The following is a 26,778-nucleotide window of genomic DNA, read 5'->3' as shown; positions in this document are numbered from 1 at the left end:
TACCTATTAAATACTAAAGGGGTGGTTTCGCAAAAGCGAGGCTGCCCCTTGTCTAATTTACTGGGAAGAGAAAATGGAAAGTTTCAGAAGCGACGGACAGTAACCTCCCATCGACGGATAGATAAAGCCGAAGTGACGGAAAGAATTGTAGAAGAGACGGATAAAAGAGTAGAAGCGACGGAAAGAACCCTCAGTACATAAAGAAGAGCCATCAGAGATAGACAGATTTGTCTACTCTTTTTTTATGTAATAAATTCCCGGTTGCCACATTTATTATAGTTCCTTTTGGCTGTTTTTCTAAATAAATGTTTCAATATATTTGAACTTATGCAACAATGTTTATTAATATTTTGAATTACTTTGCAGACAATTTCTAATATTTAGATACTGTAAATATATAATAGAAAATCGCTACATTGGTCGTATCCCAAATCAGTCTTTTCTGCTGAATTGGAATATATCGATTGATCAAAGTGACTAAAGTAGCCTTGTTGAATTCCTTAATTTCTGAATATTCAATCTTTTTATTAAAGAAGGACACAACTTTAAAGCCGCCGAGCCAAAATTATAATTAATAAAATTGTGGAGGAATAGATATGGCGTTAAAGCAGACATTATTGATGTTAGATGTATTAGATCATCCAAAAGTGGTACAACTATTTGAAGGATATGAAGGAGGAAAAGCCTCTTATCAAACTGTACGAGGTGAGCGGGGTGTAACGGATTTTTTGAAAATTTTCATTCCAGGTTCTAGTGTTGAAGTGGCGAAGGAATTCGGAAGTGGCACTGCTAAGTTTTATGATGAAGATGAATTTATGCGTTTGAATAAATTATACGATTCTATGACATATCTTCAAACTTTAGGGACGACTACAAATGAATAAAATCGGTTTTTTGACTAATGGACAATCGCCACGTTCAGACATTACACCAACTTTTAAAGAAATATTTAATAAAGATATTGAAATTGTGGAAAGAGGAGCATTGGACTCCTTAAACGAAGCGCAGTTACTAACTGTTTTAGCTATAAAAGAAAAGTACACATGTATTTCGCGATTACGTGATGGCAGATCGATCATAATGGACAGAAGAAAACTACAACCATTATTACAAAATGAATTATCGAAGTTAGAACAAGAGGTTGATATGGTTGTCGTATTATGCACAGATGATTTGCCGACTTTAACATGTGGAAAGCCCATCTTTTATCCGAATAGAATCGTAACACAAGCTGTTAATGCGATAGCCGATCAACCGAAGATAGGTTTAATTATCCCACTAGAAGAACAGAGAAGAAGCATGATAAAAAAGTGGAAAAGTGTTTCGGAGGATATTATAGTTACTGTTGCCTCACCATATGATTATGGCAACTTTGAAGAAGCAGCTTGTTATCTTAAAGATTTCCGAGTGGATATAATTATTTTGGATTGTATGGGATACGATGAAGAACATAGGGAGCTAGTTCGAAAAGAGAGTGGCATCTTAACGATCTTGCCACGTACTTTAGTAGCTAGAATGGTACTTGAATATTTATAATTGGGCTAGAAGTGTTCCAGACTGTAGAAATTTAATCTACAGTCTTTTTTAGGTATGTGGAAATCATCCGCTTTTTTAGCCATGACAAAGTAGAAAAGCAAAGAAGCTCGCGAACTTTCTTTGTAAAAAAGTGGTCGGAATTTCAAAGTTCTAGATAGCAGGTCTGTACAATTTTGAGTCAAACAATATTTAATTGAATCTTTTGAATATTATTATGGTATTTTATGTTAAAATAAACAGAGTAAATTTGTGAAGCTTTACATCAATGTTCTTAGATTAAATAATGAGGGAGGGGAACAATTATGATAATTTGGTTTCAACACTTACCACCGAAAAGTATGGATTTGTCAAAGTGGATTCCTTTCATACAGAATAATTGGTATCGAAAACATTTTATGAAATTTGTATATCTACTTTTGATTACTATTTTTCTGATACCCAATTTCTTTAGAATAGGGTTCAATAATATTAATATATTTCCTCAGGTTATAATAGGTATCTTTGTCTTCATCATTCACGAATGTCTACACATTCTTGTCATAAACAAAAAAGGTGATATTAGCTTAACATTTAGCGGAATATTTTTTTGGCTACATACCAATGCAATCCTGTCCAAAACGAGATTTTTGGTCTTTATGAGCTTACCTTTTATTGTATTATCGGTAGTTCCTGGCATTATGTCGTTCTATGTATCAGGAAATATTAAATCAATTATATTATTTGTATGTTGGATAAACTCAGTGATTTCCTCCGCAGATATCATTAATGCATTTTTAATCGCCATTAAACCGAAGAATTCAATTTTTTGCAGAGGTTATTATCAAGTGAAATAGTATTAAAAGGGTTACTTAAAAAAGTTTAAACTAAAGGCGTTAGTTCCTATATTACATGGATGATATCTTTTATATTAAACCTCTTGTATGTAATTCCTGAAAGTTGAGCAGCAGTTTCTGTAGTTAGTTTACTTGGCAATTTGCACCTATTTTCATTAAGGAAAGTAACGGAGTAAAAAAACAATTCCTACAGCAGGCCTTTTTGTGAATGGAAAAACAAAAAAGATTGAAGCGAATTAGCTTCAATCTTTCTTGCCCACGAATTCTTGTACACACGCTTCGCCGTATTTTATTAGCCCCAAATAGACCAATTTGGCCCTCTAACAGAGCCCCACAAGTCAAAATTTGAAGCATTATTTTACATCGTGTTGCATTTAATAAAGTACTGAAATAATAGCTAAATCTTAATAACACGGCATTAAACATATGAATTTTGTCTGTTTGCGTTATGACTAAATTAGTCCGTGAAGCATAAAGATGATAAGTAACCTAACATTAATAAAAGACCAATACCCATTGCGATTTCCATGTTTTGTACCTCCTTTAAAAAAACGACACATTAACCAGCATACCGTCAGTAAATGCCCATATTAGTTTGGGGCAACAGGATGATGGTTATACAAACGTTTTCACAAGATGTGAAGTTTTTACTTTATACATAAATATTGTACAATGAATTATAGAAATATGAAACCTTTTATAGGCTTATACGTATATATAAGTAATAGAATTACCAATTTGTACATAAAGAGAAGGTGTTAATTAATGAAGAAATGGGTTCAAAAAAGTATCGTCATTATGGTTGCGTTTTTAACTTTTGGATTAATTACGCCAACACATGAGATATGGGAAGCATTTGATCAAAATCCATCAAATCGTGCTTCTATCGGACCATCACCTGGGACAAGCACTGCAGAAGCGGCTGCTCTTCCGATAGAGACAGAAATACAAGAAGAACCGGTCGATTATAGTGAATTGCTCGTTGACGCTGCGAAAGAGCAATCCTATAAAAAATTCGGCACAAAAATCGGACCTAAAATTAGCAATGAATTTGACTCCATTATCTTCCCGAAAATGGAGGAAGCCATTGCGATGACAGTAGCAAGCTTAGATGATTCATCATTAGCATCGTTAACAATTTCCGAAAAGCCAAGTGGCAACTACGGAGAAAAAATTTTCAATATTAGTAGCAATGAAACAGGCATGGATTTAATTCGCTTCCATGTCCGCACAGAAAAAAGACCACAGGAAGGCTATTATTACAACTTCCACTACCACAGTGCAGAGGACGACTTTATGGCACATAACAATTTAGGGGATATATACTGGGAGAAAAACACACCTCCGAAATGGTTATCCTAAAAAAATCATGAAACACTCGTTTAAAATGCGAGTGTTTTTTTGTTGAAAATATTGATAAATCAACGTCTGTAGCGTGTTGTTAAGTATATATATTTTAAAACAATTCTAATGGATGATGGCAGGGAAAAGCATGTACCCCAAAATGTACCCCAAATTCATCATTTTTCGTATTCCTCAGTTTCTTCAAATGAATTTAAGTTGACGATTTCATCAATAAGATTAGATGCGTGTACTTCTTTTCAATAGTTTTTGTTTCTATAATTAGTATTGTTTTCAGTAGTAAATAAATTTGAGAATCTATTTCTCTGTCAAAAATAAAGTGGCATTCTTTTTACAACCGTCTATACAATAGTTTTTGTATTTTAATAAGATATACAGAAAGTAATTTCTTTTTATTAGGAGGTGAAACTTTGTCAAATCAAACATCAACAAGTCAAAATAGAAAGTATACGATTACCACAGGACCATTTTTAGTTCCATTGGAAGCTGCAGTTGGACAGCCTAATAATCGACTTGTGATTCTTATTAAAAACCCTTCAAGCAAACCACTAGAGGCTGATGTTGTGATTGAATATTGCCCTTCTTTACAACTTTCAATGGAAGGAATATCACTTCCTTTTATAACGAATGAGAATGAAAAACCTTTTCTAGAAGGTCTTCCGTCAACTGTTATACCTCCAAGGAGTTGTACTCGATTGGAGTTTGATATTAGTTCTCTTGTAAATGGAATCCTTCATGTTAAATCTACAGGCGATTATTTAGTAGGAGAACGCCCATTACGTGGAAAACTTGAAATCGAAGTGGTTGGGGGAGCTGGCCTTTCCCATCCTACAAATCCTGGCCTTTCTGTTGCAGATCCATCCATGGTATTCCATTATGGTGATATGAAGGTTATCCTTATGGGAAGTTAGATTAATTATTAAAACCTTAAAACGAGTACAAGTTGCAAAAAACTGTACTCGTTTTTATTTTTGGATTGTAGCTTGGTTATAAACAAATTAAACTAGACTACCATAAAAAGTAAATACCTTACTAATGTAATATGGCTTTATATTTCATAAACCTTTTGAAAAGAGAGAGCAAAGGGGGCGTATATATGAGTATATATAATCCTATACTTCGGAATGTAGTTGAAGATGATCTTCCTATTTTTTTTAGCATCAACAAAATCGAGAAGCTAATTATTTAGCTGCCTTTATTAGTAAGGATCCCTTCGATTGGGATAGCTTCATTATACACTGGAACAATATTCTTACTGATAAAGATATTATTAAGCAAACGACCATAGTCGAAAATAACATAGTTGGACATGTTCTATGCTTCGAGCAGTTCGGAGAATCAGAAGTTAGCTATTGGATTGGAAAAGAATATTGGGGAAAAGGGATTGCAACCAAAGCTTTACGGGAATTTCTAAAACAGGTTACAATTCGCCCGCTATATGCTTGTGCTGCAAAAGACAATGTAGGATCCCTTAAGGTGTTATAGAGATGGGGATTCACGATTACAGGCGAGGACGTCGGTTTTTCCAATGCACGTAGCAAAGATGTACAGGAGTTTATACTAGTCCTCAATTAAAAATAAAGTATGTTTAAGGACGATTTTAATAAAGATACGAAAAGCCCAATTTTTCTATATTGTTATGGAGAAATTGGTCTTATTAAATAATGACAAGTGCGGCTAATTACATTGAAATAATACTATCACTTTTACATGAGTAAAGAATGTTTTATCAGTGTTCTCTTAAGATGCATTTATTGCATAATCTTTATTTTGATTCAAATTTTTAACAAAAATAGTAATGATATATATGATATGATTTCTTAATATGATATACTATTCTTGTTTTTCATAATTGGAAATTAATTTAAAGTTTGGGGGAGAAAGCATCTTGGGATGTGAAAGGATATGAAACATTTTTTTAGAAAATTAAATAAAATCGATACGTTTTCGCCGTATTTCTTTTTACCATTTATTTTACTGCTATATTTCTTTACGAGCATGTTTGATTGGCATAGGTTTGAAATGTTCAATATACATGCCTCCATTTGGCCGGCAGTCATTTTAGCAGTTATTTGTTATTACATAGGTGTTTACGTTATAGACAAGATGAAATGGACAATCCCATCATTTGGTCTGTCGTTTTTAGGCAAATATGTGATTCATTTTATCGTGTTTCTTACGTTACTTGGTTTGTGTTCGTACATATTGATGGTTTTTGGAAGTGGCCTTGGTATTTCGGATGAGTCAAATCGTCGAAATCTAAATCCAAAGCTGAACTTCTTTAGTCAATTACTATGGTTTGGAGTTTTATTGCTGCTATCCTATAAAATGATTTTGGAAAAGCGTATGACATGGAAGAAAGCGTTTATCTACGGTTCTATCTATGCATTTATCATTTTTTTATTTGTGTTAGTTGCTTATCGAACGCCATTAATTATTATCCTATTTACAGGGATCATCATTGTCCACTACGTAGTAAAACGAGTGAAATTAACGTGGTTTTTAACAACGCTACTAGTTATTGGTGTAGCTTTCTCGATGTTTAGTTTTATTCGTGTGTTAACAGAGGATCGGTCATTAGAATTTAATTTCCGAGACCAGCCTGATGTGGAGCTAACGGAAGAGGCAAGAGATCAGCTGTTAACCGCTGAACAAAAGGTAAACCAAACGCCGTTATGGGTGCGTGCATTAAATGAAGAAAGTGTAACAGGGCATATTGTGTTAAGTACAATTATTGAGTATACACAGGAGAACGGTTATTTAAACGGTGAAGTCCATAAAGGGATCTTTAGTACGATATTACCTGGTGAGCAAGTTTCACCTCGTATGAAGGTAACGGAAGTTGTCAATTCCATAAGCGTGGAGAAGGGTAAGGTTATTACACGTGGAAATCGTACAACGACACCAACCTTTATCGGTCAATTATTTTTAGATGGTGGCTATTTATTAGTAGCAATTGGCTTCTTTTTATACGGTGCTTTAATTTCGCTACTTTATAATAAAGTGAAGCAGGAGGGCATTCGTAGTTTCCATTCTGTCGCCTATGCATTTACTATTACGGTATTTACGGTGTCTATGCATACAGGTTTACTCGATTTAATCTTTGTTTTAATGCTTGGCTTTGTTATTATTGCATCGTCGATTATGAAAGTGGATCAAAAACAGCTTCGTTATTAATAGAAAAAGCTATCTGAAAAGCCTTCTCCGTAAATGGAGAAGGCTTCTTTTTATTGAGTGATGCGCTCGAAAAACGCTTTTGTTTTTTCTATATCCGTTACATGTCGATTGCATGTTTGGCTATCTGCGCAAATATAATTACTATAATTCGTGAAAGTTCCAACGATTTGCCCTTTTACAGACGTAGTAAATAGGCCTACATCGGAATGGCGGTTACATATTGCACATATTCCACGAATAGTATCATTGGAGAATGTGCCTTTAATCGATTTTAGCTTTTCACCTTGTTCCAGCAAGACATACTTACGATGTGTTCCAGGATCATCCCAAGCTAAATAACAAATTTCCTGAAAATCCATTTCTTCAAGTTTCGGTAGTTTTAGCTTTTTTTCCTTCTTAAAAAGGCTCTTCAGTGTGCTGGCAGTGACTGCTTTGAATGGGATGACGTATGGTTTTAATTGCTCTATATACGCATCACCCTGTGCACGATTTGTCACTTCAAAAAGCTTTTCAATTAGCTCAGTTTCCTCAGGGGATAGCGCTAATTTTGCCGTGATCTCGCTTTCAACGATGCCGTGTACGGCAAGAATGACGTCCTTATCTTTCGTCGTTCCAAGTGTTAGTATGATTTTATTCATTTGCTGCTCAAGTAAATGATAGTTTGCGACCGTTAAAAACGGTTGAATTGTTGGTTTATCCATTTGAATTCACTCCTGTATTGTAGGCTTTTAATAATGGTTTATGGCCTAAAGAGATCATTCAATTATGTTATTTACATTAACTTTTCTAGACCTCTTTGACCTGTAAAGTGTTTGGTCTAGAGCAAGCATTACAAAAGAATGCGTCCATTTCGATTCCTCCTTAAAAGAAGACTAATCTTATTATAACATTATTTAGGGAATATATAAAGTTTAAAATATTCAGATATTTATATTGTGATAAATGATATAATAGTATTTATTGGGGTCACTTCCATGGTGTGGAAGTGATTTCGGTTTCGACTGTGCGCTTTGTCGCTGACGCGTAGGCAAAGCTTCCTAGGGGCGACCGATGAGCCGATTGGGTCACAAGGACATGTCGGTCACGAAGTCGTTATCGCAGGAAGAGGGATAGAAACCTTTAACAGAAAAATTTTTAAGAAAAGAGGAACGTCTATGATTCAGTTTGAAAAGATGAACACAAAGCATTTCTTACAAAATTTAACGGTTAGTGATTTTGCGATTAGTCCAGATGAGAAGCAGATGGTATTAAGTACGAATTTTAATGGATATTTTAATCTATGGGGAATGGATTTGGAGAAAAAATTTCCTTATCAAATGACTTTTAATAATCAAACTTCGGATTTTATTAAATATTCGAAAACAGGTGATTTCCTATTAGCTGGATTTGATAAAGATGGCGATGAAAATAGTCAAATTTATGCAATCCCACCTGAGGGAGGAAGCCTAGTACCAGTTCGCTATATAGAGGGGGAGCGTCATTTCTACGCGCACTTGACTGAGGATGGTAGACATCTTTATTACTCAACTACAGCTGGAAATTCGACATATTTAAATAGTTTAGTTTATGACATTGAGAGTGGAGAGGAAAAGATACTAATAGAGGGTAGTAGTGCACCTACTTTTATCGCTACTGTTAGCCCAGAGGAAAAATCATTTGTTTATATTAAAGAGTTTGGTAATACGCATTCTTTAGCATATGTACAAATTGATGGTGAGGATGTTTTGCTCACGCCATTAACGGATAAGCAGCATACAGTGTCCGATGTTGTGTATACTTCTGAATTGGAAATTTATTTTTTAACTGACTATGATGAAGATTGTAGCTATTTAGCAAAGTTTGATATTCGGTCGAGACAATTTACAAAGTTGTTCCAATTAGAAAAAGAAACCTTTACAAGTATTCATTATTCGAAAGAAGAGCATGCACTATATATTGTTGGTTCGTATGGTGTAGAGGATCGGCTTTATCGTTATACAGTTGCAGATGGGAAAAATGAAAAAATCGAAAAACCTGTTGATATTATTCAGAAAATGGTTATTATGCCAAGCGGACATTTATATTTGCTTGGAAGAACAGCAACGAAGCCAAATAATATTTTTGTTTCGAAAGAGATGGGAAGTTCCTGGTCGGAGTTAACTCACTATAAAGTACCGGGTGTTCGAGAAGAGGATTTGGTGGAACCCGAAGTGCTACATTATCCATCGTTTGATGGTTTAGAAATTGAGGCACTATTGTTCAAGGCGAAGGAAGAAAATTCGAATGGCTATGTTATTTTATGGCCACATGGTGGTCCACAAGCACTTGAACGCAAATCATTTCGAGCGATGTTCCAATTCCTTGTTAACCAGGGATACTCAATTTTTGCACCTAACTTTAGAGGCTCATCGAACTATGGTCTAGACTTTATGAAAAAGGTTGAGGGCGATTGGGGTTATGGCCCACGTCTTGATAATATTACTGGGATTGATTGGCTTATTGAGAAGGGTTATGCGGATCGTGATAAAATGCTGCTTTTAGGTGGTAGCTATGGAGGCTATATGGCACTGCTATTACATGGGCGCCATGCAGATCATTTTAAAGCAGTTGTCGATATTTTTGGTCCAAGTAATTTGTTTTCATTTATTGAGTCTGTTCCAGATTTTTGGGTGCCATATATGAAGCAATGGATAGGAGATCCAGAGAAGGATAAGGAAAGATTAATAGCCGATTCACCAATTACGTATTTAGAAGGTATGACGAAACCTATGTTAGTCATTCAAGGGGCGAACGATCCACGTGTTGTGCAAAAGGAATCTGACCAAATCGTTGCTGCTTTGAAGGATAAGGGACGAGAAGTGGGATATATTGTGCTAGAGGATGAGGGACATGGGTTCTCTAAAAAGGCGAATGAAATCTACGTGTATGAGAAAATACTCGAATTCTTTAATAAACATATCAATGTATAAACGAAGGCTTATTTTAAATATTCAACTATCAAACTCGTAATCGATGGAAATTATAGGAGGACTTTAATGCTACTAAATCAACAAGGATTTAACTTATGGGCTGATGGTTATGATAAAACGGTTCAGCTAAGTGAAGAAAGCAATCAATATCCATTTGCAGGATATAAAGCAGTATTAAATACGATTTTTAACGAGGTCATGTCCATTCAAAAATCAACTGTATTAGACATTGGCTTTGGCACAGGGGTATTGACGGCAAAGCTTTATGATAATGGTCATACTATCAATGGACTTGATTTCTCCTCGAAAATGATCGAAATCGCCAAAGGAAAAATGCCTAATGCAAACTTAATGGAGTGGGATATGTCAAAAGGGCTGCCAGCTGAGATCCTTCATCAAAAATATGACGCCATTATTAGCACATATGCGCTGCATCATTTTACCGATGAAATGAAAGTGCAATACATTACAGCTTTATTGCAGCAACTAACACCTGCAGGCAAAATTTATATCGGCGATATCGCTTTTGAAACAAGAACGCAGCTTGAAAAATGTCGTCAAGAAAGCATTGACTATTGGGATGATGATGAATTTTACTTTGTCCATGAGGAAATTAGCTCCTTGTTAAAAGGAGTATGCCAATTAGAATTCTATCCAATCTCGCATTGTGGTGGGGTTTTTGTACTTTCGAATTTTGCTTAGAAAGATGCTTACATGATTATTTCTGATTATTTATATGGTGAATTCGAGATAGATGGTGTGTTAGCGGAACTTCATTTTGAGTAGACCGATGCAAAGATTGAAGGGGGATTCATCAAGGTGGGGCAAGTTATTTAGTAAATAGCCGATGGAATGTAACACGTTATGAGCATTCGGTTGGAGTTATGCTGTTAATTAAACAGCTTGGTGGCTCTTTAGAGGAGCAGATTTCAGGATTATTGCACGATGTTTCACATACAGCATTTTCGCATGTCATTGATTTCGTCCTTGAAAATAAAGCTGAAGATTATCATGAAGAAATATTTATAGATGTTATTAATAAATCAGAAATTCCTATTATTCTTAAAAAATATAACTATGATTATGAACATCTGCTATTGAATAAATGGAATTTGCTCGAACAACCAGCTCCTGATTTATGTGCAGATCGGGTAGATTATACTTTAAGGGATATGTACACAAATGGGCAAGCCTCACTAGAAGAAATACAAAAATTTTTAAACGATATTATTGTTCATCAAGGGAAGATGTGTCTTAAAAGTATCGAAAGTGCAGAATGGTTTGTGAAAACATATTATCAAGAAGTGCTTGATTTCTTTATGGATCCGTTAAATATTTATGCCTATGATAAACTTTCACAAGCGTTAAAGTTAGCATTAGATAAAAAGATTATAACGCTCGCTGATTTTCTTAAGGAAGATGAAGAACTAATTGAACTGGTGGAATCTTCAAATGATAGGCAAGTGCAGAGCCTTTTAAAACAGCTTCATCCTTACGTAAAAGTGAGGGTAAGTCAGTCAGAATTTGATATTCATCAAAAGAATAAAGCTCGACTTATCGATCCTATACTATACTTTGAGAATCAATTAATAAGGGCAAGCGAATTATCTGAAGATGTTAGAGACATGAATACAGCTGCTAAGGAAAAATTTCAGCAGGGTGTATTTGTGAAAATTTTATAAGTATCTCGATGCAACAAGTAAGGGGCTGTCTTCTGACAGCCCCTTCGCTTTATGTAAACATCGACATAATATATTTACCTGATAGCATAAAAACTGCATAAACTGCAAGAGAGCTAATGATGGAAATGCTAGGTTTAAACCAGGTTGTTAATAAAAATGCGAGAACAGTAAAAGTAACATACCTACAGTGGGATTACTTTCGGATGGGTACCCAATTGTTCGTATATTTGAAAATCCGAAAATTCAAACTTCAATGGAAATGCAAAAACATCTTTTGATATATCGGAAATTACGATATAATCGCTCTATACGATATATTAAAAGGAGTTAAATTAATGATTAAAGATATCAATAACTATTTTACATCGATTTATTACCATCTACATACAACGCATGAAGAGTCAATATCGCATCAAAGTGTGCGTATTTTACAGATGATTCAAAAGGAAGATGAAGTAACAGTCCGTAATGTTGCAGAGTTACTGCATATTTCTCAAAATACAGCTTCGGAGCATATAAAAAAGCTAGAGCGTAATGGCTGGGTGAAAAAGGAACGGGCAATTGATGATCAACGCAAAGTCTATCTGCATTTAACAGCGGAAGGGCTTCATATCTTAAAGAAGAACACAGAATTAGATGATGAGAAATTACAACATACACTAAATCAGCTATCAGACGAAGATCAACAAACGATTTTACAGGCATTTCGTTTATTAAGTGAGGTGTCTAAATAATGTACACATTAGTAAAAATTCTTTGCTCGGCAGCCGTTATTGGTATTGTTACAGAGGTAGCTAGAAGGTTTCCTTCCTATGGTGGCATTATCGCAGCACTACCACTTGTCAGTATTTTAAGCATCATCTGGCTTACTGTGCAAAGTGAGTCGAGTGAGCATATTCAGCGCTTTACTGTTGGTGTAATCGTTGGATTACCAGCCACAATGTTTATGCTGTTTGTTATTTATATGGCGATGAAATCATCGATCCATATCGTGTTTGCAATTGGACTAGGCATTGCATCGTGGGCAGTTTTTCTAGGTATTCAAAAAGCCATTGCAAGTGTCTTTAATATCTCAATTTAGGAGAATAAAAGATGACAATAATTCCTATTCAACAATTACCGCAAAATAATGTGTTGCAATTTTTTCAGGAACAATGGGGAAGTACAGAAATGGTCATTTCCAGTGGGATTTATGACTGTAGTAAATTAGATGGCTTCGTCTATGTAGATGAACAAAACACGATTTTAGGTCTCGTGACGTATATCATTCGTGCGAAAGAATGTGAAATTATTTCCCTTGATAGTATTGTGGAGGGAAAAGGGACTGGTTCATTACTTGTACAAGCTGTTGAACAGAACGTTTTCGAACAGGGCTGTACTATGATTACACTTATTACGACAAATGATAATTTACACGCGATAAAATTTTATCAAAAACGGGGTTATCACTTAGTCGAAATCATACAAAACGCGGTCGAACAAGCAAGAGCGTATAAACCTGAAATTCCATTAATCGGTTATGATGGGATTCCAATACGTGATGAAATACGATTAGCAAAGCAATCTGGCTCATAATGAGTCAGATTTTTTTAAATTAGGTTTAAAAGATGGATGATTAACTGCTTGGTGAAAAAAATTCCTTACAGTATATTTTCAAGGTTTCATCACCTTTGATTTCTCGCTATACTTGATAGGGTGCAAGAAAGTGAGGAAAGAAATGAAAAAATTACTATTTGTTTTATTATTTAGTTCTCTAGTGGTGGGAGGAGCCTTCATCATTTATTTAAAAAGCAACCCACCACTTGTTATGAACAGCTATACGAATTCTACAGGTGATTCAACAATAAGAATCGTAGAAATAGAGAATAAAGGACTACGTGATATAAAGCTTCAGCAAATACTTGTTAACGATAAAGTGCCTGAAAATGTCGAGCTTGTAATGAGTAAGTCTGAGCCTTTTGAAGCAGAAACGAAGCTGGTTGGTAATCCGAATATTACGTATCATAAGTTAAGACAAGTAAACGTATTTCCTAGTCAATACATAGATCGCAAGGCCATTGGAAAGCAACCTCAGTATTATGCAGTAAAAGTTGAAGCACCTAATATTAAAACAATTACGATTAAGTACGATTATTTAAAAATGCCATTTACTTTAACAGCTGAGTTACAGACTACTAAATAAAGTTAATCAGTGGGGGGTTCTTTCCTCACTGATTGGCTATTTATACCGACTATAAACAAAAAAGCGTGAGAATATCACGCTGATCACTGTCGTTTTTTCAATTGTATATTGCCGTTATTAAACATAATAAGTCCATTGAATCGCTCATAAAGCGCATAAAACGGGTATAATACTGCCGTATATACGATAGGGGGAGCTATTTTTTCAATAACAGGGAATGTGTCGGTTAGTATAGGTACTAATGTTTTTGTTATGAAAATTAATAAAGGAAGTATGGCAATCAAACCAATTAAAAGAAATGGGGTTACTTTTGTTTCTTTTAATTTGGCATCGCAGTAGGGACATTTCATAGTAAATGGTGATGAAAAATCTTCAAAGTCTTCAAGCGTTATTGCTTCTTCACAATTTGGGCAAGGTACAAACGTTCTCATTATAAATCTCCTTAAGAATAAATTCACTTTAGTATAGTTGAGAATTACTTTTAAAGTAAGTAGTAAATATTGGTGTTAAGTAGTTGGTGATTTAGGAAAGGAATGTACATAAGGAAAAGTATAAATTATTCCAGAAAAGGCTCAAGCCTTTACGAGCAGTTAACTTCTCACCAGTGTATTAACTAAATTTTGAGTCTCACATTCGGTGCGGATAAATTTCTACTCGTTCAACGCAACATACTCGTTTTATGTCTTATCATTTCCGCCTGTGTCATTTCATAAGATTGTTTGATGAAAAAATACTATTTCTCCTAAAACATGGTAATCTAATAGTAACAGTCATTGTAATGTTAGGAGGGACTAAATGGGGTTTGTCGTCATCGGCATAGTACTTGTTATCTGCATTTTCACTGTGACTTTAGTGGTTATTAGGAAGCATTCGAGCGGGGATATTATGCTGGAAGTAACAGCTGTATGTGAAGGGAAAAATGAATTAGATCAAGCTATTATGAAGATATATTTTACGTTTTCAATTGGCAAACTGGCGCATCGTAAAAAAGACATTATAGGTAGTATTGATTGGTCAAAAGGATGGATGCCTGTTTGCTTTAATTTAAAGGAAAATGGAGCTTATCAAGAGGAACGATTACTTCCAGCTACAGATGAGCAAACGTATACAACTTTCGAAATAAACACTACAAATGCAATAGATCATCTGGGACGGGGGGAAGGGTATGTTGTATTAGTGTTAGAGGATCCTATTTCTACAGTTCAATCTAGAGCAGGTGTGATCCTTGCGGTAACCGCCAATATGGTGACCTATCAGCTATCTGACTCAACAAGCTGGAATAATGACTTTGCGGTTAATCATTAAATACTAAAAAAAGCTATTTATTAGGAGGAAAAACCTAATGAATAGCTTTTCTAATTGGTAGGAAAATAACGGAACTTATTAAAGAGAATTTCGTAAATATTAGAAGGAGGGAGTGTCTTTGTTGTATTCGTTACTATACTATAAGGAAAACCTTGGGAGATAGACAATGAAGAGGAACTATACAAATATGCTGCTGTGGTTCAAAAGCACATCGCCATCTTAACCTATGGCAATCAGTTAGATGAACAAGCCTTAGATGAACAAGCCTTAGATGAACTTATTGCAATATATCTAACAGAGGAAAGCTGCGGTGACTCAAATAAATTTAATATAAGGTATGATACATACGATGCAGATGTGAAAAGTTCCCATAGGAATCATTGGATTTTTGGAATTCAGATGGATGAAGAGCGACTTTTAGAGTTTGAAGCGACTATCCAATGCTTAGATGGTACGCATGTCCGAATTCAACATAGGAGTAGAGGACATTATGAAATTAAAATCGATGATAAACTATATTCCACAAAGGTATATCGAACTAGAGAGTACTCAAAGGTTTACAGAGCGCCTGTAGAAGGGAGATATTTACTTTTTATCGACGAGGAGTCAGAAGATAATGAGCTGTTAAGAAGTAAAATGCATATGATGCCAGAAAAATTGCAATCGCTTACTCTTTCAGTGACAATTCCTCGTGAAGAATGGGAAGTATATGTACGAGATTGGATCAAACGATTACTAAAAATCATACAAGAGTAATGACCAATCATCAACCGAAAAGTAGGTAAAAGACTTTGGATATTTTAACTGAAAAATTGATCATGATTGCTTTATTTATTCTCATCATACATTCGATTGAAACACTTGCGTATGCAGTTCGATTATCGGGTGCACGTGTAAAATTATTAGCTTCTGCACTATCTTTATTTAATGTCATGGTCATGTTTTCAAGGCTAGCAAACATGATGCAGCAGCCTTTTACCGGAAGTCTGACTGACACAGCACCGAAGGAAAACACATTGGCATTTGTGGAACAACAATTCCGCATACTTATTGGTGCCGCTTCACTAGGTACATTGGTAGGCATTCTACTATTGCCGACATTTGTCGCAATATTTTCAAGGGCTATTATTCATTTGTCTGAGGAAAGAGGTTCCATTCCAGCATTATTCAAAAAAGGGTTTAGTTTGGAGTATTTCAAACGGGGAATAAAACATATTCATTTGCCAAGCTTTTCATACTTAAAAGGGATTAGCTGGCGTGATATTCCCCTTAAATTATTTATCGTGAATGTCGTTATAACAGCCATCTATACAATTGGTGTCTTGTCTGCTCTATACGCCGCATTATTAGTTCCAGAGAGATCGAATACTGCTGTCATGTCATCCGGACTTATTAATGGTATAGCGACGATGTTACTAATTATATTTATTGACCCTAAAATTTCCATTCTGGCAGACGATGTTATCAATCAAAGGGGCAGCTACTTAAATCTTAAACGAGCTTCTGTGATGATGATGGGATCAAGGCTACTAGGCACATTTTTGGCACAGTTATTATTTATACCAGGAGCAAAATACATTGCTTGGTTTACACAATTCATGTAAGGGGGATATACATTGATAATAACTATTCAAGCCGAATAACAGCTTTCTCAAGGAATTAAGAAGGATAGATCGAAGTTGATAAGAAAGGAAAATCGATATCTAATGAAAAAATTATGCTTCCTAATTTTAATGATGTTTGTGTTAGTTGCTTGTAGTACAAATCAACAAGAGGAGGTCCATTACATAGCGAAAAGTGAGAACTGGAAGGCTGTATATCATAGTAATACCGATGAGGGCTTACAACTTTTCTATCTTGGGGAAGAGAAGGACTTAGGTGATTTACAAATAACGATAGAAGGGTCTAAAGAATCAAATTCTTTCGATGACGTTCGAGTGAATATGGATAATCAGTTTATCTTAAAGAAAAAAGAAAGTGCAAAAATATTTAAAAAGGATGCTGCCCCAACCATTCACGTTAAATGGCAGTCTCATGATGAGACTTTAGAAGTACGAAGTGGATGAAAACTGAGCAAAGATAACGCGATTCCATATTGCAATTTTCCTTCTAAAAGTAGAATGTGGAGTCAGTACATATCGGGTAAGGAGTCGTAATTATTCCGCAAAAAACAATTTTCAGATATTGACAAGTATTGGAGTATTCGTTATAGTAAATAACAATTTCACAAAGCAATGAAATTGGCGATGACAAGGACATGAGTTTTGATAAACGATTCACAGAGAGGGCGGCCTTGGCTGAAAGCTTCCTAATGCAGCTATTAAAACTTACTACCTTTGAGCAGTGCTTGGAAACTTGCGCCGTTTATGCAACGTTACTGCATAGCAAAGAGCCACTAGTGCATCTAGTGGGAATTTGGGTGGAACCACGGGTAATCAACACATACTCGTCCCTTTATGGGGCGAATATGTGTTTTTTTTATCTTTAATTTTTAAAAAAAGGAGTAGAGAACATGTCAAATCAAGTTATTAACATTCAATTTCCAGATGGTAAACAACAAGCATTTTCAAAAGGTGTTACACTAACCGACATTGCACAAGCGATTAGTCCCGCATTACGTAAAAAAGCAATTGTAGGGAGTGTCAACGGAACCATCATTGATTTGACGCGCCCGATTTTGGAAGATACACAAATTACCCTACATGATGCTAACTCAAAAGAAGGAATTCAGGTAATTCGTCATTCAACAGCCCATTTACTAGCTCAAGCAATTAAGCGTTTATACCCTGATGCTCGATTTGGGATTGGCCCAGTAATAGAGAATGGATTTTATTATGATATCGACATTGAGCATTCCTTTGCGCCAAGTGATTTGCAACAAATTGAAAAAATGATGAAGCAAATTGTGCAAGAAAATATACAAATACAGCGTAAAGAAGTATCAAGAGCAGAGGCACAACAGTTATTTGCTCATGATGCCCTAAAGCTAGAGTTGTTAGAAGACATTCCAGAACATGGTATTGTGACGGTTTATGAACAAGGAGATTTCTATGATCTATGTCGTGGCCCCCATGTACCTTCTACAGGTAAATTAAAACATTTTAAATTAATGAATGTGTCCGGAGCTTACTGGCGTGGAGATAGCAATAACCAAATGCTTCAGCGTATATACGGTGTAGCATTTGCCTCAAAAAATGAATTTGAGGAATACTTTGTTTTTTTAGAAGAAGCGGAAAAGCGGAATCACCGGAAGTTAGGAAAAGAACTAGAGTTATTTATGTTTTCGGAAGAAGCACCAGGGATGCCATTTTATTTAGCAAATGGTCAAATTATTCGCAACGAATTGGAGTCTTATTTACGTCATTTACAAGCAAAATTTGATTATCAAGAAGTACGGACACCTTTGATGATGAACCAGCGTCTATGGGAGCAGTCCGGACATTGGGAACACTATAAAGATAATATGTATTTTACACAAGTAGACGACCAAAGCTTCGCATTAAAGCCTATGAATTGCCCTGGACATATGCTAATTTTTAAAAATGCTTTACATTCGTATAGAGAGTTACCGATTCGTATGGCTGAATTTGGTCAAGTTCATCGACATGAATTTAGTGGCGCTTTAAATGGCCTTTTAAGAGTTCGTACTTTTTGTCAGGATGATGCACATATTTTTGTTACACCACAGCAAATTGAAGATGAAATTGCGCTTGCCCTGAAAATAATTGATGAGGTATACAAAGTTTTTGGCTTCCAATACGATATTGAATTATCAACACGTCCAGCTGATTATATGGGCGAAATTGATCTTTGGAATGAAGCGGAAACTGCGTTAGAAAACGTACTAACGAATCTAGGCTTTCCATTTACAATTAATGAAGGCGACGGAGCGTTTTATGGACCAAAAATTGATATTCATATTAAAGATGCCATACATCGTAGTCATCAATGCGCAACGGTGCAACTTGATTTCCAGCTACCTGAAAAATTCGATTTAACGTATGTCAATGAACAGAATGAAAAAGTAAGACCTGTCGTCATACATCGAGCGGTATTCGGTTCTATTGATCGCTTCTTAGGCATCTTAATTGAGCATTTTGGAGGGGCGTTCCCAACGTGGCTTGCACCTCAACAAGTAAAAGTAATTGGGGTTGCAGATACACACCAAGAATATGTACAGCAAGTAATTGATGATTTACAAAAAGAACAAATCCGTGTGAGTAATGATGATCGACAAGAAAAGCTCGGTAAAAAAATTCGTGAAGCTCAAATGAAAAAAATACCCTATATTTTAGTACTTGGTGATAAAGAAATGGATCATCAACATGTCACTATTCGTAAATATGGTCAGCAAGCATTAATTGAAAAACCATTGAAACAATTTATAGAGGAAATAAAGCGAGAAATACAGCAAAAAGCCTTATCTTAAAAGATTCTTTATATCAATATAGCTCGACTCAGAGGTAAGTCATTACTCCCTCGAGTCGAGCTATTAACAGCCATGAAATGTATGTTGTAATATATTTTTTTCTAAATTCACTGAAAAATGTTGATTTTTTCATCGTTTTTGCTACTATTATCAAATTTTCAAGCATACAATAAACTAAACAACAAACAAAATAGATTTAATTGATGGAATTACTTTGATAATTACTATTTCCTAAAAGGATAGTTTGGGTCTCAGCGTCAATGACCAGGTATTTATAATAAGTCTCCTGATTATTTTGCTTAAAGGATGCTAAAAAATATACTTGTCGATTGGGATGAATAAAAGTATGTTGAGAGAGGTCTATTTTTTCACGTATAAAATTAGTTTTTAGATGAAATGTTTCCTCAGCCTTAGGTAAGTCCTTAAAGGCTATTTTTTGACGAATGTTTAAAGTAGCATAGTTATACTCCTCATAGATTGTCTTTTCTAATTGATGATAAAAATCATTCTCAGTTCGAAATGTCTGATATTGATTATTAGGATATTTATAAGATGTTGTTCCAGAAGGTATGCAAAGAATCGGTACTGTATTTTCTACTGAATCTTGAGGCTGCTGTAATAAAAAGTTCGAAACGACCAATGATAATAAAAATACCTGCATTTTTAGGCCTCCTTTTTCCTGTCATAAAGAAGATATCCCATTTTTATGTTATTTATACGTATCTTTACAATAGCAAATGGAAATTGCTATCTATTTTATAACCGGAACCTAATACAGGATTAAACTAGTAGAATCATCGAAAATCGTTTCAGCTGGCTTTATTGATCGCTTTTGAATATTTATTTAGTAGGTCATCTAATTCTTGACTACAATCTACCACGCTAGGATGGGTGAAACCTAAATCCATAGCCTTTTTATACATATCTTTCCTTTTGATTTCAATCTCCATCTTCAAGAATTGTTTAAACGATATATTAACCAAAATCTTTTCCCCCTAAAATTTTTTCTTCATATTCTTGAAATACATTGACCTCGATTCAACTTTTTCATTGTATCTCACCTAAAATGAAAAATATGTCACATTGTGTATAGGTTGAGAAATTCGTAAATTAGTCATAGGAAAATATATTAATTCTTATATGGCAGGAAAATTAAAAAATAGTAATATTGAACAGTTTGACCTATCAAAAATACCTTTTATTGTATTATTTGTATGTTTTATTGCCCTAAATATAAGAATATTGGGGTTTTTTTTTGGCTATAATTTAGAAAACATGAAGATTGATATTTAATAGATTAGCATCTTTTTTACTATAAAATTTTATGTCGGCATTGACGAAAATTTTAATGAAATTCGTATCTTGTCACAATTTATCAAATAAACTTCTTTGTTGTTTTTTATTGAGGAGATTTTATTTTGGTTGATAATGTTGATAATTTTCGAAATAAATGGAATGGTGGATAAATAGAGTTGTAATCTATTAATATCTGCTGAAAGAAGTTAAAGCCTCTGGCGGAGGTCTCGGAATCGGAAAGAAGTTCATAAAGGATGTTAACCTAAAATCTCAGCATAAAGCTGATTCTGGACGCAATCATGCAGAGGCATAAATGATATGATAGGGGGAGGTTTATGTGTTGAAGTTAAGGTGGGCATTATTAAGCGTTATAATAGTTTCTAGTTTAATGTTAATAGCATGTTCAGACGTGAAAACAAAAACAGGAGAATCTTCAAGATCAACAGCGGTTACTAACCATTCCGTTCAACACGTGGAAGAATCAAAACAAACACCTCCAACTATTGATAAGCATTATGATTTTACATATTTAGAGAAATTATCAGAGGAAAAAAGGGTTGTATATGAAGATTTCTTAAACAAAGGGAATATTAATAGTTTAAAGACTTTTTCACCAGAGGAAATGGTGTTAATTATGATGAATCTAGTATTTGAGCATAATTTCGATAAACTTTATACAATTACCTACAATAATAATGAGCTTCCAGATAAAGAAACCTTTATAGCAGAGTATATAGATTATTTATTAGATGAGGATATACAGAATTATTTAATGTACAGATACTACGATAGTATTTCTTTGAATAAAGATTCTAGCACTGAAAGCATAGCAATTGTTCAATTAGAAATAATTTTCGGAAAGTCCCACTACGGCAAGACATATAGCTTACTTAAAGAGGATGCTATATGGAAGGTTGATCTATACAATTATATAAAAGAAAAGAAGGCAAAAACTGAAGAAAAATAGAGGGAACTATAATGACTGTAATATATTTTGTAAGACACGCGCATTCTCACTATAACGCTGATGAGTACAATCGCCCGCTTTCTAGTAAGGGGTTTTATAGGGATCGTATTACTAGACTATTTGAACATAAAAATATCAATACGATATATTCAAGTCCATATAAAAGAGCCATTCAGACGGTAGAGGGCATAGCTCAAGAACATAAGTTACAGATAAATACAATTGATTCTTTAAAAGAAAGAATTTTATCTAATGGAAATCTACTTGATTTTGACGCTGCCATTCATCAAGTATGGAGTCAACCAAATTTCGCATTTGATGGTGGAGAATCAAATGAAACTGCGAGGGAACGAGCTATTACCGCCTTGCAAAAAATTATTCTTGCACATCCAAATGACAATATAGTGATTGGTACACATGGCAATATTATGGTCTTATTGATGCAATATTTTGATGATCAGTATGATTTCTCATTTTGGAAAAAACTTTCAATGCCAGATGTATATCAACTAACATTCAAGCATGTCGTATTAAGTGATATTCGAAGAATTTGGGAAGAATAGAAGAAGGGGCTGTCTGCTGACAGCCCCTTGGTTCATTTTATCGAGAAGAATCCCAAATTTATCGACGTAAATTGTGAGTTTATCGAGAACTTTATATGATTTATCGAGATTCTTTTGCAATTTATCGAAAAAGCCGAAGTATTGCCACCACCTGCGGAAAATTGCTTATCCTATTTGAGTCCAATCTTCTCGTAAAAGTCCAAATAAAACTACATCATGGAATTGACCGAAGCGGAAAATTTCATTTCGTAAAGTACCTTCTTTTGTAAAGCCACATTTTTCATAGGAACGAATAGCTCCTTTATTAAAGCTGAAAACCTGAAGCTTAATTTTATTAATGGAAATATAATTAAAAATAAAATGAATAAGAGTTTTCATAGCATCAGTTCCAAGCCCTTTGCCATGCCATTGTTCGCCAATTGAGATACCTACAAAGCAAGTACTATTTTGCCAGTTGATGCCATAGACACCACAGGAGCCGATAAGCTCATTAGTCGACTTTTCAAATATGCCGAAGATAAATTCCTCTTTTTTTCCACTAATACTTTGAAAGAATGAAGAATGATCCTCGAAGGTATTTGGAAAGGGAATTTCGTCGTTGGCAAGTAGCAAAGACTTTTTTTCACTTTCGATTTTTACAAATGCTTCTAAGTCGGAGGAAGTCATTTGCTGTAAAGTAATAGATTGACCTGTAAGAAATTCTTTAAAGTAATTTTCCATTTGTTTTCTCCCTTGTTCAAGGGCCGCAGTTAGAGTTTACATCCCTTGGATTATTTGTTGTAAAACAAAACATCTACTGCAATTTCTGCGCTCATATGCCCAACTCCTTTCACTTTGATCAATCTATCCACGATGCAGGCGGTTCTATCCATCACTTTGATCAATCTATCCACGATTTAGGCGGTTCTATCCATTAGTTTTGATATCTTTATAGTAGCATTTTATGGTAATTAGAAGAAACAAAAATTTTAATCAGGTATGTCAAATAGGGAAATGTTGGGTTATTATTGACTGATAGAAGATTTTTAATATTTTGAATGTATGCCGTTTTTTAGCTAATTGTACGGTGGATAATTTAACAAGATGGGCGAGTAGGATCATGACCCAGATAGCTATAAAATGATTGCACTAAAGCATATCTACAGCAGCTTATTGATTTAAAGAAGATTACGACGACTAAAAATGTAGGGGAGAGCTTCGATGAGATTAAAATTTTATGAAGAAAAAGATGATTACTTAATTGAACGATACACGATCACAGAGGAGCAGCTTCGCTATACGATGTCTCCGAAAGCAAGTATTGACCTAGTGAAGCAGGACCAGAATCGTCATGCTATTCTTGTATTAAATGAAGACAAGCTCGTGACCTTCTTTGTGTTACATGAAAAAGAGGGGGTTAAGCCATATTCCTCAAATGAACAGGCGATTTTAATCCGTGCCTTTTCGACAGACTTTTATGAACAAGGAAAAGGCTATGCGAAGGCGGCATTACAGCTTTTGCCGGACTTTGTTTTTGAGCATTTTCCAAATATCAATGAGCTTGTGTTAGGAGTTAATGAACCGAATACTGCTGCACAATCACTTTATAAAAAATGTGGATTCGTCGATGAAGGGAGGCTGGCAACAGGGTTCAGAGGTGAGATTAAAGTGATGAGTTATTACATAAGTAAAATTGAAAAAGAAAAACTTGATTAGGAAAGTTGTACTTGTACTATTGCTCATGAAAGCTAATTAAATTTGCAAAAAAAGGTGGTAAATTAAAGGAGTGACAAGAAAAGACTCGCAGAGAAGTGCTGCTGCGAGTCTTGCGACTATGTTAGATTACTTTCTCGCTCGTATTAATAAAAAGGAGGGGCGACGATGTTCTTTTTCTAAGGAAGGCAGTTTTTGAATTGCCTCTGAATCAGGAAGCGGCTCTAGCATTTTTTCAATCTTTAAGCCATGTTCGATTAATGTATTAGTGATTGTAGAAATGCTACGATGATATTTAACAACACCATCAACAAACCAAGTTTGCTCACGTAATCCCTCATCATGGTAACTATCAATCGCGTAATGGCTACGATTGCCGCTGTCATCATACATCCAATTATCCTCCAGTGTTTGACGAGCTGTAACAATCGGATGCTCTATAGAAAAAATAAAAATACAACCTGGACGAAGCATTTTTGCAATTTTACCAATTACTGCATTAAAATCCTTTATATAATGCAAGGAAAGCGAGCTTGTTATACAGTCAAAGCTGGTAGGAGCTGCATGATAATCCTCTATTGCTTGCAAATAGTAGTCTATATGCGGATGAGCATGTTCACGTTGAGCAATGGCCAACATATTTTCTGAAACATCAATAGCGGTTACGTGCTGTGCGTTATTTTCAATACAATAGTACGCGAATTCTCCCATACCACAGCCGATATCAAGTATTTGTAAATTAGATAAATTAGGAAGTAAGGATTTTATCGCGGGTTGTTCAAGCAAATTGTTGTAGTTGTATGGTCCTTGACGTAACTTTTGATATTGACGGAAAAATTCCGGATAATCATAAATATTTTGTTTCATAGTAAACCTCCACTTGTCTTACATAACGTTATGTAACATATGCGCATACTTATTGTCACATAGCCAACTTGAAAGAAATAGACTTTTATTTCAATTTTTAGTAAGATGTAGATAGAGGCATGCCAACTTTTGTAAATCACCATCTATATAATTATATAGATGGTTTTTTGACATGAGGACGTCTTTTTGAGCCATAAAATTGTAACAATTCGAAAAAATATAATTTTTTAGAGGTAAATGATGGCACTTATTTTAATGAATGGCGTTATTTTTATTGGGATTAATTATGCAGTTTCCTAAATAATACATTGGAGGATGTTACATTGAGTAAAGAATCATTATTAAGTTTAAGTAGTAATTCATTGTTCTTGGCATTTGTTTTACTACTGATCGCCATTATACCGATTGGGCTAGCAGTTAAATCAAAAGGAAAGATGTTTGGAAAAGTCGGGCTTCTACTTACATATATTGCTTTTGCTTTACAGCTAGTGTATTTCATATTAAGGTGGATTGTTGTTGATCATGCACCTGTAAGTAATATGTATGAGTTTATGACGTTCTTCGGCATTATGCTTACTGGTAGCTATTTGATCATTCATTTCTTATATAAGCAAATTGTGGTAGGTCTGTTTACCATCCCTGTGTCATTAATTATTCTTGGTTATGGAAGCGTTTTTACAAAAACAGTTTCACCACTTGTTCCATCCCTGCAAAGCAATTGGTTAACGATTCATGTGATGACAGTTGCATTTTCAAGTGCTATTTTATCAATTTCGTTCGCAACAGGTATTATTTATTTATTAAGAACATTAGATGTTTCTAAATTCTCGATTAGTACAGTTGCCTTGGAATTTGTTCTGTATTGCTTAATTGTTGTGATTGGCTTTATCGGTGTGAGTACATATTTTAACTTAACAGCAGATAAAATCGAGGTTCAATTTGAAAATAAGCTAGGCAAGGAAGAAACAACCGTTTATACAATGAAGCCGCTAATTGTCAATAAAGATGCAGTAACATCTAGTGGGGATCAGGTTGGCGTTTTACAGATTACTAATAAGATAGATGCGAAGAAATTGAATTCTATAATATGGTCATTTATAGCTGGAACGATTTTATATGCGGTGATTTTACTCATAGCAAGAAGACGATTAATTGTTTTATTAAAGCCATTAACAAACCGAGTACAGCCAGCATTAATGGATGAAATTTCATATCGCGCTGTTGTTATAGGTTTCCCGTTATTTGCTTTAGGAGGTCTGTTGTTTGCTATGATTTGGGCACAGATTGCTTGGAGTAGGTATTGGGGCTGGGATCCTAAGGAAGTGTGGGCGCTAATAACATTTTTATTTTATGCCGCTTTCCTTCACTTCCGACTTGCTAAAGGTTGGGAAGGGGAAAAGACAGCTTGGTTAGCGATTATTGGTTTTGGAATTATCGTGTTTAATCAAGTATTTGTGAATCTAGTCATTGCAGGTTTACATTCTTACGCATAATGGTTGAATATATTTTAACTAAAAAAGAGACATCCGCAATTTGGATGTCTCTTGAATTTTGCACTGTTAATTCTAAAGCTAAAATTACAGCTTTACAACATTAGTTGCTTGTGGTCCGCGGTTACCTTCTTCAACGCCAAACTCTACTTTTTGGCCTTCTTCTAGAGTTTTAAAGCCATCTGATTGAATAGCAGAGAAATGTACAAATACATCATTTCCACCTTCTACCGCGATAAAACCAAAACCTTTTTCTGCGTTAAACCATTTTACTGTACCTTGTGTCATGTGAACAACCTCCCAAAAAAATTGAACAATCATATTCCTTCGATCACTTGCAAAAAATCACGTATTCAAAAGCTCGTATTACTTTTGAATACGTGATTTTAACTGATAAGATGAAGTAATGTAATTATTGTTTTGATTATATAACAGATTCAGACATTTAT

29 protein-coding genes and 1 pseudogene are annotated in these 26,778 nt (G+C 34.8%); 23 read left to right on the top strand and 7 right to left on the bottom strand.

Annotated features, from left to right (window positions below):
* The first annotated feature begins 596 nt into the window (after positions 1 to 596).
* The 7 genes from ACFVT8_RS08215 to ACFVT8_RS08185 all read left to right on the top strand — a co-directional run bounded on the left by ACFVT8_RS08215 (position 597) and on the right by ACFVT8_RS08185 (position 6,908).
* The gene (locus tag ACFVT8_RS08215) at positions 597 to 884 is read left to right on the top strand and encodes a DUF1177 family protein (RefSeq protein WP_387083123.1); all 288 of its coding nucleotides are present in this window, start codon (positions 597 to 599) and stop codon (positions 882 to 884) included.
* The gene (locus ACFVT8_RS08210; RefSeq protein WP_387083122.1) at positions 877 to 1,536 is read left to right on the top strand and encodes an AroM family protein; all 660 of its coding nucleotides are present in this window, start codon (positions 877 to 879) and stop codon (positions 1,534 to 1,536) included. Before ACFVT8_RS08215 ends, ACFVT8_RS08210 begins: the two co-directional genes overlap by 8 nt.
* A 338-nt stretch (positions 1,537 to 1,874) precedes the next feature.
* On the top strand, positions 1,875 to 2,369 hold the full coding sequence (locus ACFVT8_RS08205; RefSeq protein WP_387083387.1) for a DUF3267 domain-containing protein: 495 nt from the start codon (positions 1,875 to 1,877) through the stop codon (positions 2,367 to 2,369).
* Positions 2,370 to 3,134: 765 nt separating this feature from the next.
* The gene (locus ACFVT8_RS08200) at positions 3,135 to 3,731 is read left to right on the top strand and encodes a YpjP family protein (RefSeq protein WP_387083121.1); all 597 of its coding nucleotides are present in this window, start codon (positions 3,135 to 3,137) and stop codon (positions 3,729 to 3,731) included.
* Positions 3,732 to 4,141: 410 nt separating this feature from the next.
* Positions 4,142 to 4,642, top strand: coding sequence for a hypothetical protein (locus tag ACFVT8_RS08195; RefSeq protein ID WP_387083120.1), 501 nt, complete (start codon positions 4,142 to 4,144; stop codon positions 4,640 to 4,642).
* A gap of 286 nt (positions 4,643 to 4,928) precedes the next feature.
* Positions 4,929 to 5,216 carry a GNAT family N-acetyltransferase gene (locus ACFVT8_RS08190; protein WP_387083386.1) on the top strand — a complete coding sequence of 96 codons (288 nt, stop codon included), beginning with the start codon at positions 4,929 to 4,931 and terminating at the stop codon, positions 5,214 to 5,216.
* A 420-nt stretch (positions 5,217 to 5,636) separates the two neighbouring features.
* Positions 5,637 to 6,908: an oligosaccharide repeat unit polymerase gene (locus ACFVT8_RS08185; RefSeq protein ID WP_387083119.1), complete on the top strand. Its 1,272-nt coding sequence runs from the start codon at positions 5,637 to 5,639 to the stop codon at positions 6,906 to 6,908.
* Between the two features lie 50 nt (positions 6,909 to 6,958).
* Here the strand turns inward: ACFVT8_RS08185 and ACFVT8_RS08180 are convergent, their stop codons facing one another.
* A complete protein-coding gene (locus ACFVT8_RS08180) occupies positions 6,959 to 7,609 on the bottom strand; it encodes a FusB/FusC family EF-G-binding protein (RefSeq protein ID WP_387083118.1) in 651 nt (216 codons plus the stop codon).
* 453 nt (positions 7,610 to 8,062) lie between these two features.
* On the opposite strand from ACFVT8_RS08180, the gene ACFVT8_RS08175 reads away from it, so the two are divergent.
* The 7 genes and pseudogenes from ACFVT8_RS08175 to ACFVT8_RS08145 all read left to right on the top strand — a co-directional run bounded on the left by ACFVT8_RS08175 (position 8,063) and on the right by ACFVT8_RS08145 (position 13,720).
* Positions 8,063 to 9,856 carry a S9 family peptidase gene (locus tag ACFVT8_RS08175; protein ID WP_387083117.1) on the top strand — a complete coding sequence of 598 codons (1,794 nt, stop codon included), beginning with the start codon at positions 8,063 to 8,065 and terminating at the stop codon, positions 9,854 to 9,856.
* A gap of 66 nt (positions 9,857 to 9,922) precedes the next feature.
* Complete coding sequence (locus tag ACFVT8_RS08170; RefSeq protein ID WP_387083116.1) at positions 9,923 to 10,558, top strand: class I SAM-dependent methyltransferase; 636 nt, start codon at positions 9,923 to 9,925, stop codon at positions 10,556 to 10,558.
* Between the two features lie 12 nt (positions 10,559 to 10,570).
* Positions 10,571 to 11,538 (top strand): annotated as a pseudogene (locus ACFVT8_RS08165) (HD domain-containing protein).
* 335 nt (positions 11,539 to 11,873) lie between these two features.
* Complete coding sequence (locus ACFVT8_RS08160; protein WP_387083115.1) at positions 11,874 to 12,272, top strand: MarR family winged helix-turn-helix transcriptional regulator; 399 nt, start codon at positions 11,874 to 11,876, stop codon at positions 12,270 to 12,272.
* Positions 12,272 to 12,619 (top strand): DUF3147 family protein, encoded by a 348-nt coding sequence (locus ACFVT8_RS08155; protein ID WP_387083114.1) that lies wholly within the window; start codon positions 12,272 to 12,274, stop codon positions 12,617 to 12,619. The genes ACFVT8_RS08160 and ACFVT8_RS08155 overlap by 1 nt, the downstream gene beginning before the upstream one ends.
* Before the next feature lie 11 nt (positions 12,620 to 12,630).
* Complete coding sequence (locus ACFVT8_RS08150) at positions 12,631 to 13,113, top strand: GNAT family N-acetyltransferase (protein WP_387083113.1); 483 nt, start codon at positions 12,631 to 12,633, stop codon at positions 13,111 to 13,113.
* A 142-nt stretch (positions 13,114 to 13,255) separates the two neighbouring features.
* Positions 13,256 to 13,720 (top strand): hypothetical protein, encoded by a 465-nt coding sequence (locus ACFVT8_RS08145; protein WP_387083112.1) that lies wholly within the window; start codon positions 13,256 to 13,258, stop codon positions 13,718 to 13,720.
* Positions 13,721 to 13,803: 83 nt separating this feature from the next.
* Here ACFVT8_RS08145 and ACFVT8_RS08140 read toward each other — a convergent pair whose 3' ends face one another.
* Positions 13,804 to 14,151, bottom strand: coding sequence for a hypothetical protein (locus ACFVT8_RS08140; protein ID WP_387083111.1), 348 nt, complete (start codon positions 14,149 to 14,151; stop codon positions 13,804 to 13,806).
* A gap of 364 nt (positions 14,152 to 14,515) precedes the next feature.
* On the opposite strand from ACFVT8_RS08140, the gene ACFVT8_RS08135 reads away from it, so the two are divergent.
* From ACFVT8_RS08135 to thrS, 5 genes are all read left to right on the top strand, one after another.
* The gene (locus tag ACFVT8_RS08135; RefSeq protein ID WP_387083110.1) at positions 14,516 to 15,025 is read left to right on the top strand and encodes a hypothetical protein; all 510 of its coding nucleotides are present in this window, start codon (positions 14,516 to 14,518) and stop codon (positions 15,023 to 15,025) included.
* A gap of 195 nt (positions 15,026 to 15,220) precedes the next feature.
* Positions 15,221 to 15,781, top strand: a complete 561-nt coding sequence (locus ACFVT8_RS08130; protein ID WP_387083109.1) for a hypothetical protein — start codon at positions 15,221 to 15,223, stop codon at positions 15,779 to 15,781.
* Between the two features lie 62 nt (positions 15,782 to 15,843).
* Positions 15,844 to 16,629, top strand: coding sequence for a lipid II flippase Amj family protein (locus ACFVT8_RS08125; protein WP_387083385.1), 786 nt, complete (start codon positions 15,844 to 15,846; stop codon positions 16,627 to 16,629).
* 102 nt (positions 16,630 to 16,731) lie between these two features.
* On the top strand, positions 16,732 to 17,091 hold the full coding sequence (locus ACFVT8_RS08120; RefSeq protein WP_387083108.1) for a hypothetical protein: 360 nt from the start codon (positions 16,732 to 16,734) through the stop codon (positions 17,089 to 17,091).
* A gap of 446 nt (positions 17,092 to 17,537) precedes the next feature.
* Complete coding sequence (gene thrS / locus ACFVT8_RS08115) at positions 17,538 to 19,454, top strand: threonine--tRNA ligase (protein WP_387083107.1); 1,917 nt, start codon at positions 17,538 to 17,540, stop codon at positions 19,452 to 19,454.
* 196 nt (positions 19,455 to 19,650) lie between these two features.
* Here thrS and ACFVT8_RS08110 read toward each other — a convergent pair whose 3' ends face one another.
* Positions 19,651 to 20,115, bottom strand: a complete 465-nt coding sequence (locus tag ACFVT8_RS08110) for a hypothetical protein (protein ID WP_387083106.1) — start codon at positions 20,113 to 20,115, stop codon at positions 19,651 to 19,653.
* A 148-nt stretch (positions 20,116 to 20,263) separates the two neighbouring features.
* Complete coding sequence (locus ACFVT8_RS08105) at positions 20,264 to 20,437, bottom strand: aspartyl-phosphate phosphatase Spo0E family protein (RefSeq protein ID WP_387083105.1); 174 nt, start codon at positions 20,435 to 20,437, stop codon at positions 20,264 to 20,266.
* A gap of 653 nt (positions 20,438 to 21,090) precedes the next feature.
* On the opposite strand from ACFVT8_RS08105, the gene ACFVT8_RS08100 reads away from it, so the two are divergent.
* Together ACFVT8_RS08100 and ACFVT8_RS08095 are read left to right on the top strand one after the other, a co-directional pair.
* Complete coding sequence (locus ACFVT8_RS08100) at positions 21,091 to 21,717, top strand: hypothetical protein (RefSeq protein ID WP_387083104.1); 627 nt, start codon at positions 21,091 to 21,093, stop codon at positions 21,715 to 21,717.
* An 11-nt stretch (positions 21,718 to 21,728) separates the two neighbouring features.
* A complete protein-coding gene (locus ACFVT8_RS08095; RefSeq protein ID WP_387083103.1) occupies positions 21,729 to 22,280 on the top strand; it encodes a histidine phosphatase family protein in 552 nt (183 codons plus the stop codon).
* Positions 22,281 to 22,445: 165 nt separating this feature from the next.
* On the opposite strand, the gene ACFVT8_RS08090 is transcribed toward ACFVT8_RS08095, so the two are convergent.
* Positions 22,446 to 23,000 (bottom strand): GNAT family N-acetyltransferase, encoded by a 555-nt coding sequence (locus tag ACFVT8_RS08090; RefSeq protein WP_387083102.1) that lies wholly within the window; start codon positions 22,998 to 23,000, stop codon positions 22,446 to 22,448.
* Between the two features lie 480 nt (positions 23,001 to 23,480).
* On the opposite strand from ACFVT8_RS08090, the gene ACFVT8_RS08085 reads away from it, so the two are divergent.
* Complete coding sequence (locus tag ACFVT8_RS08085; RefSeq protein WP_387083101.1) at positions 23,481 to 23,975, top strand: GNAT family N-acetyltransferase; 495 nt, start codon at positions 23,481 to 23,483, stop codon at positions 23,973 to 23,975.
* A gap of 126 nt (positions 23,976 to 24,101) precedes the next feature.
* On the opposite strand, the gene ACFVT8_RS08080 is transcribed toward ACFVT8_RS08085, so the two are convergent.
* On the bottom strand, positions 24,102 to 24,839 hold the full coding sequence (locus ACFVT8_RS08080; RefSeq protein ID WP_387083100.1) for a class I SAM-dependent methyltransferase: 738 nt from the start codon (positions 24,837 to 24,839) through the stop codon (positions 24,102 to 24,104).
* 323 nt (positions 24,840 to 25,162) lie between these two features.
* On the opposite strand from ACFVT8_RS08080, the gene ccsB reads away from it, so the two are divergent.
* Positions 25,163 to 26,332: a c-type cytochrome biogenesis protein CcsB gene (gene ccsB, locus ACFVT8_RS08075; RefSeq protein ID WP_387083099.1), complete on the top strand. Its 1,170-nt coding sequence runs from the start codon at positions 25,163 to 25,165 to the stop codon at positions 26,330 to 26,332.
* 84 nt (positions 26,333 to 26,416) lie between these two features.
* On the opposite strand, the gene ACFVT8_RS08070 is transcribed toward ccsB, so the two are convergent.
* Positions 26,417 to 26,617: a cold-shock protein gene (locus tag ACFVT8_RS08070; RefSeq protein WP_155590998.1), complete on the bottom strand. Its 201-nt coding sequence runs from the start codon at positions 26,615 to 26,617 to the stop codon at positions 26,417 to 26,419.
* Between the last annotated feature and the right edge of the window lie 161 nt (positions 26,618 to 26,778).

Origin of the sequence: Lysinibacillus sp. NPDC058147, from assembly GCF_042884205.1 — a bacterium.
GTDB lineage: Bacteria > Bacillota > Bacilli > Bacillales_A > Planococcaceae > Lysinibacillus.
Note: the sequence above shows the minus strand (reverse complement) of the source record. Positions and strands in the feature narration are given on the sequence as shown.

Excerpts from the sequence above, each read along its gene's own strand:
- ACFVT8_RS08160 (WP_387083115.1), top strand. The coding sequence starts at position 11,874 with ATGATTAAAGATATCAATAACTATTTTACATCGATTTATTACCATCTA.
- ACFVT8_RS08150 (WP_387083113.1), top strand. The coding sequence starts at position 12,631 with ATGACAATAATTCCTATTCAACAATTACCGCAAAATAATGTGTTGCAA.
- ACFVT8_RS08120 (WP_387083108.1), top strand. The coding sequence starts at position 16,732 with ATGAAAAAATTATGCTTCCTAATTTTAATGATGTTTGTGTTAGTTGCT.
- ACFVT8_RS08200 (WP_387083121.1), top strand. The coding sequence starts at position 3,135 with ATGAAGAAATGGGTTCAAAAAAGTATCGTCATTATGGTTGCGTTTTTA.
- ACFVT8_RS08110 (WP_387083106.1), bottom strand. The coding sequence starts at position 20,115 with ATGCAGGTATTTTTATTATCATTGGTCGTTTCGAACTTTTTATTACAG.
- ACFVT8_RS08180 (WP_387083118.1), bottom strand. The coding sequence starts at position 7,609 with ATGGATAAACCAACAATTCAACCGTTTTTAACGGTCGCAAACTATCAT.
- ACFVT8_RS08090 (WP_387083102.1), bottom strand. The coding sequence starts at position 23,000 with ATGGAAAATTACTTTAAAGAATTTCTTACAGGTCAATCTATTACTTTA.
- ACFVT8_RS08125 (WP_387083385.1), top strand. The coding sequence starts at position 15,844 with ATGATTGCTTTATTTATTCTCATCATACATTCGATTGAAACACTTGCG.
- ACFVT8_RS08175 (WP_387083117.1), top strand. The coding sequence starts at position 8,063 with ATGATTCAGTTTGAAAAGATGAACACAAAGCATTTCTTACAAAATTTA.
- ACFVT8_RS08215 (WP_387083123.1), top strand. The coding sequence starts at position 597 with ATGGCGTTAAAGCAGACATTATTGATGTTAGATGTATTAGATCATCCA.
- ACFVT8_RS08080 (WP_387083100.1), bottom strand. The coding sequence starts at position 24,839 with ATGAAACAAAATATTTATGATTATCCGGAATTTTTCCGTCAATATCAA.
- ACFVT8_RS08210 (WP_387083122.1), top strand. The coding sequence starts at position 877 with ATGAATAAAATCGGTTTTTTGACTAATGGACAATCGCCACGTTCAGAC.
- ACFVT8_RS08155 (WP_387083114.1), top strand. The coding sequence starts at position 12,272 with ATGTACACATTAGTAAAAATTCTTTGCTCGGCAGCCGTTATTGGTATT.
- ACFVT8_RS08070 (WP_155590998.1), bottom strand. The coding sequence starts at position 26,617 with ATGACACAAGGTACAGTAAAATGGTTTAACGCAGAAAAAGGTTTTGGT.
- ACFVT8_RS08135 (WP_387083110.1), top strand. The coding sequence starts at position 14,516 with ATGGGGTTTGTCGTCATCGGCATAGTACTTGTTATCTGCATTTTCACT.
- ACFVT8_RS08185 (WP_387083119.1), top strand. The coding sequence starts at position 5,637 with ATGAAACATTTTTTTAGAAAATTAAATAAAATCGATACGTTTTCGCCG.
- ACFVT8_RS08145 (WP_387083112.1), top strand. The coding sequence starts at position 13,256 with ATGAAAAAATTACTATTTGTTTTATTATTTAGTTCTCTAGTGGTGGGA.
- ACFVT8_RS08085 (WP_387083101.1), top strand. The coding sequence starts at position 23,481 with ATGAGATTAAAATTTTATGAAGAAAAAGATGATTACTTAATTGAACGA.
- ACFVT8_RS08170 (WP_387083116.1), top strand. The coding sequence starts at position 9,923 with ATGCTACTAAATCAACAAGGATTTAACTTATGGGCTGATGGTTATGAT.
- ACFVT8_RS08140 (WP_387083111.1), bottom strand. The coding sequence starts at position 14,151 with ATGAGAACGTTTGTACCTTGCCCAAATTGTGAAGAAGCAATAACGCTT.
- ACFVT8_RS08205 (WP_387083387.1), top strand. The coding sequence starts at position 1,875 with ATGGATTTGTCAAAGTGGATTCCTTTCATACAGAATAATTGGTATCGA.
- thrS (WP_387083107.1), top strand. The coding sequence starts at position 17,538 with ATGTCAAATCAAGTTATTAACATTCAATTTCCAGATGGTAAACAACAA.
- ACFVT8_RS08095 (WP_387083103.1), top strand. The coding sequence starts at position 21,729 with ATGACTGTAATATATTTTGTAAGACACGCGCATTCTCACTATAACGCT.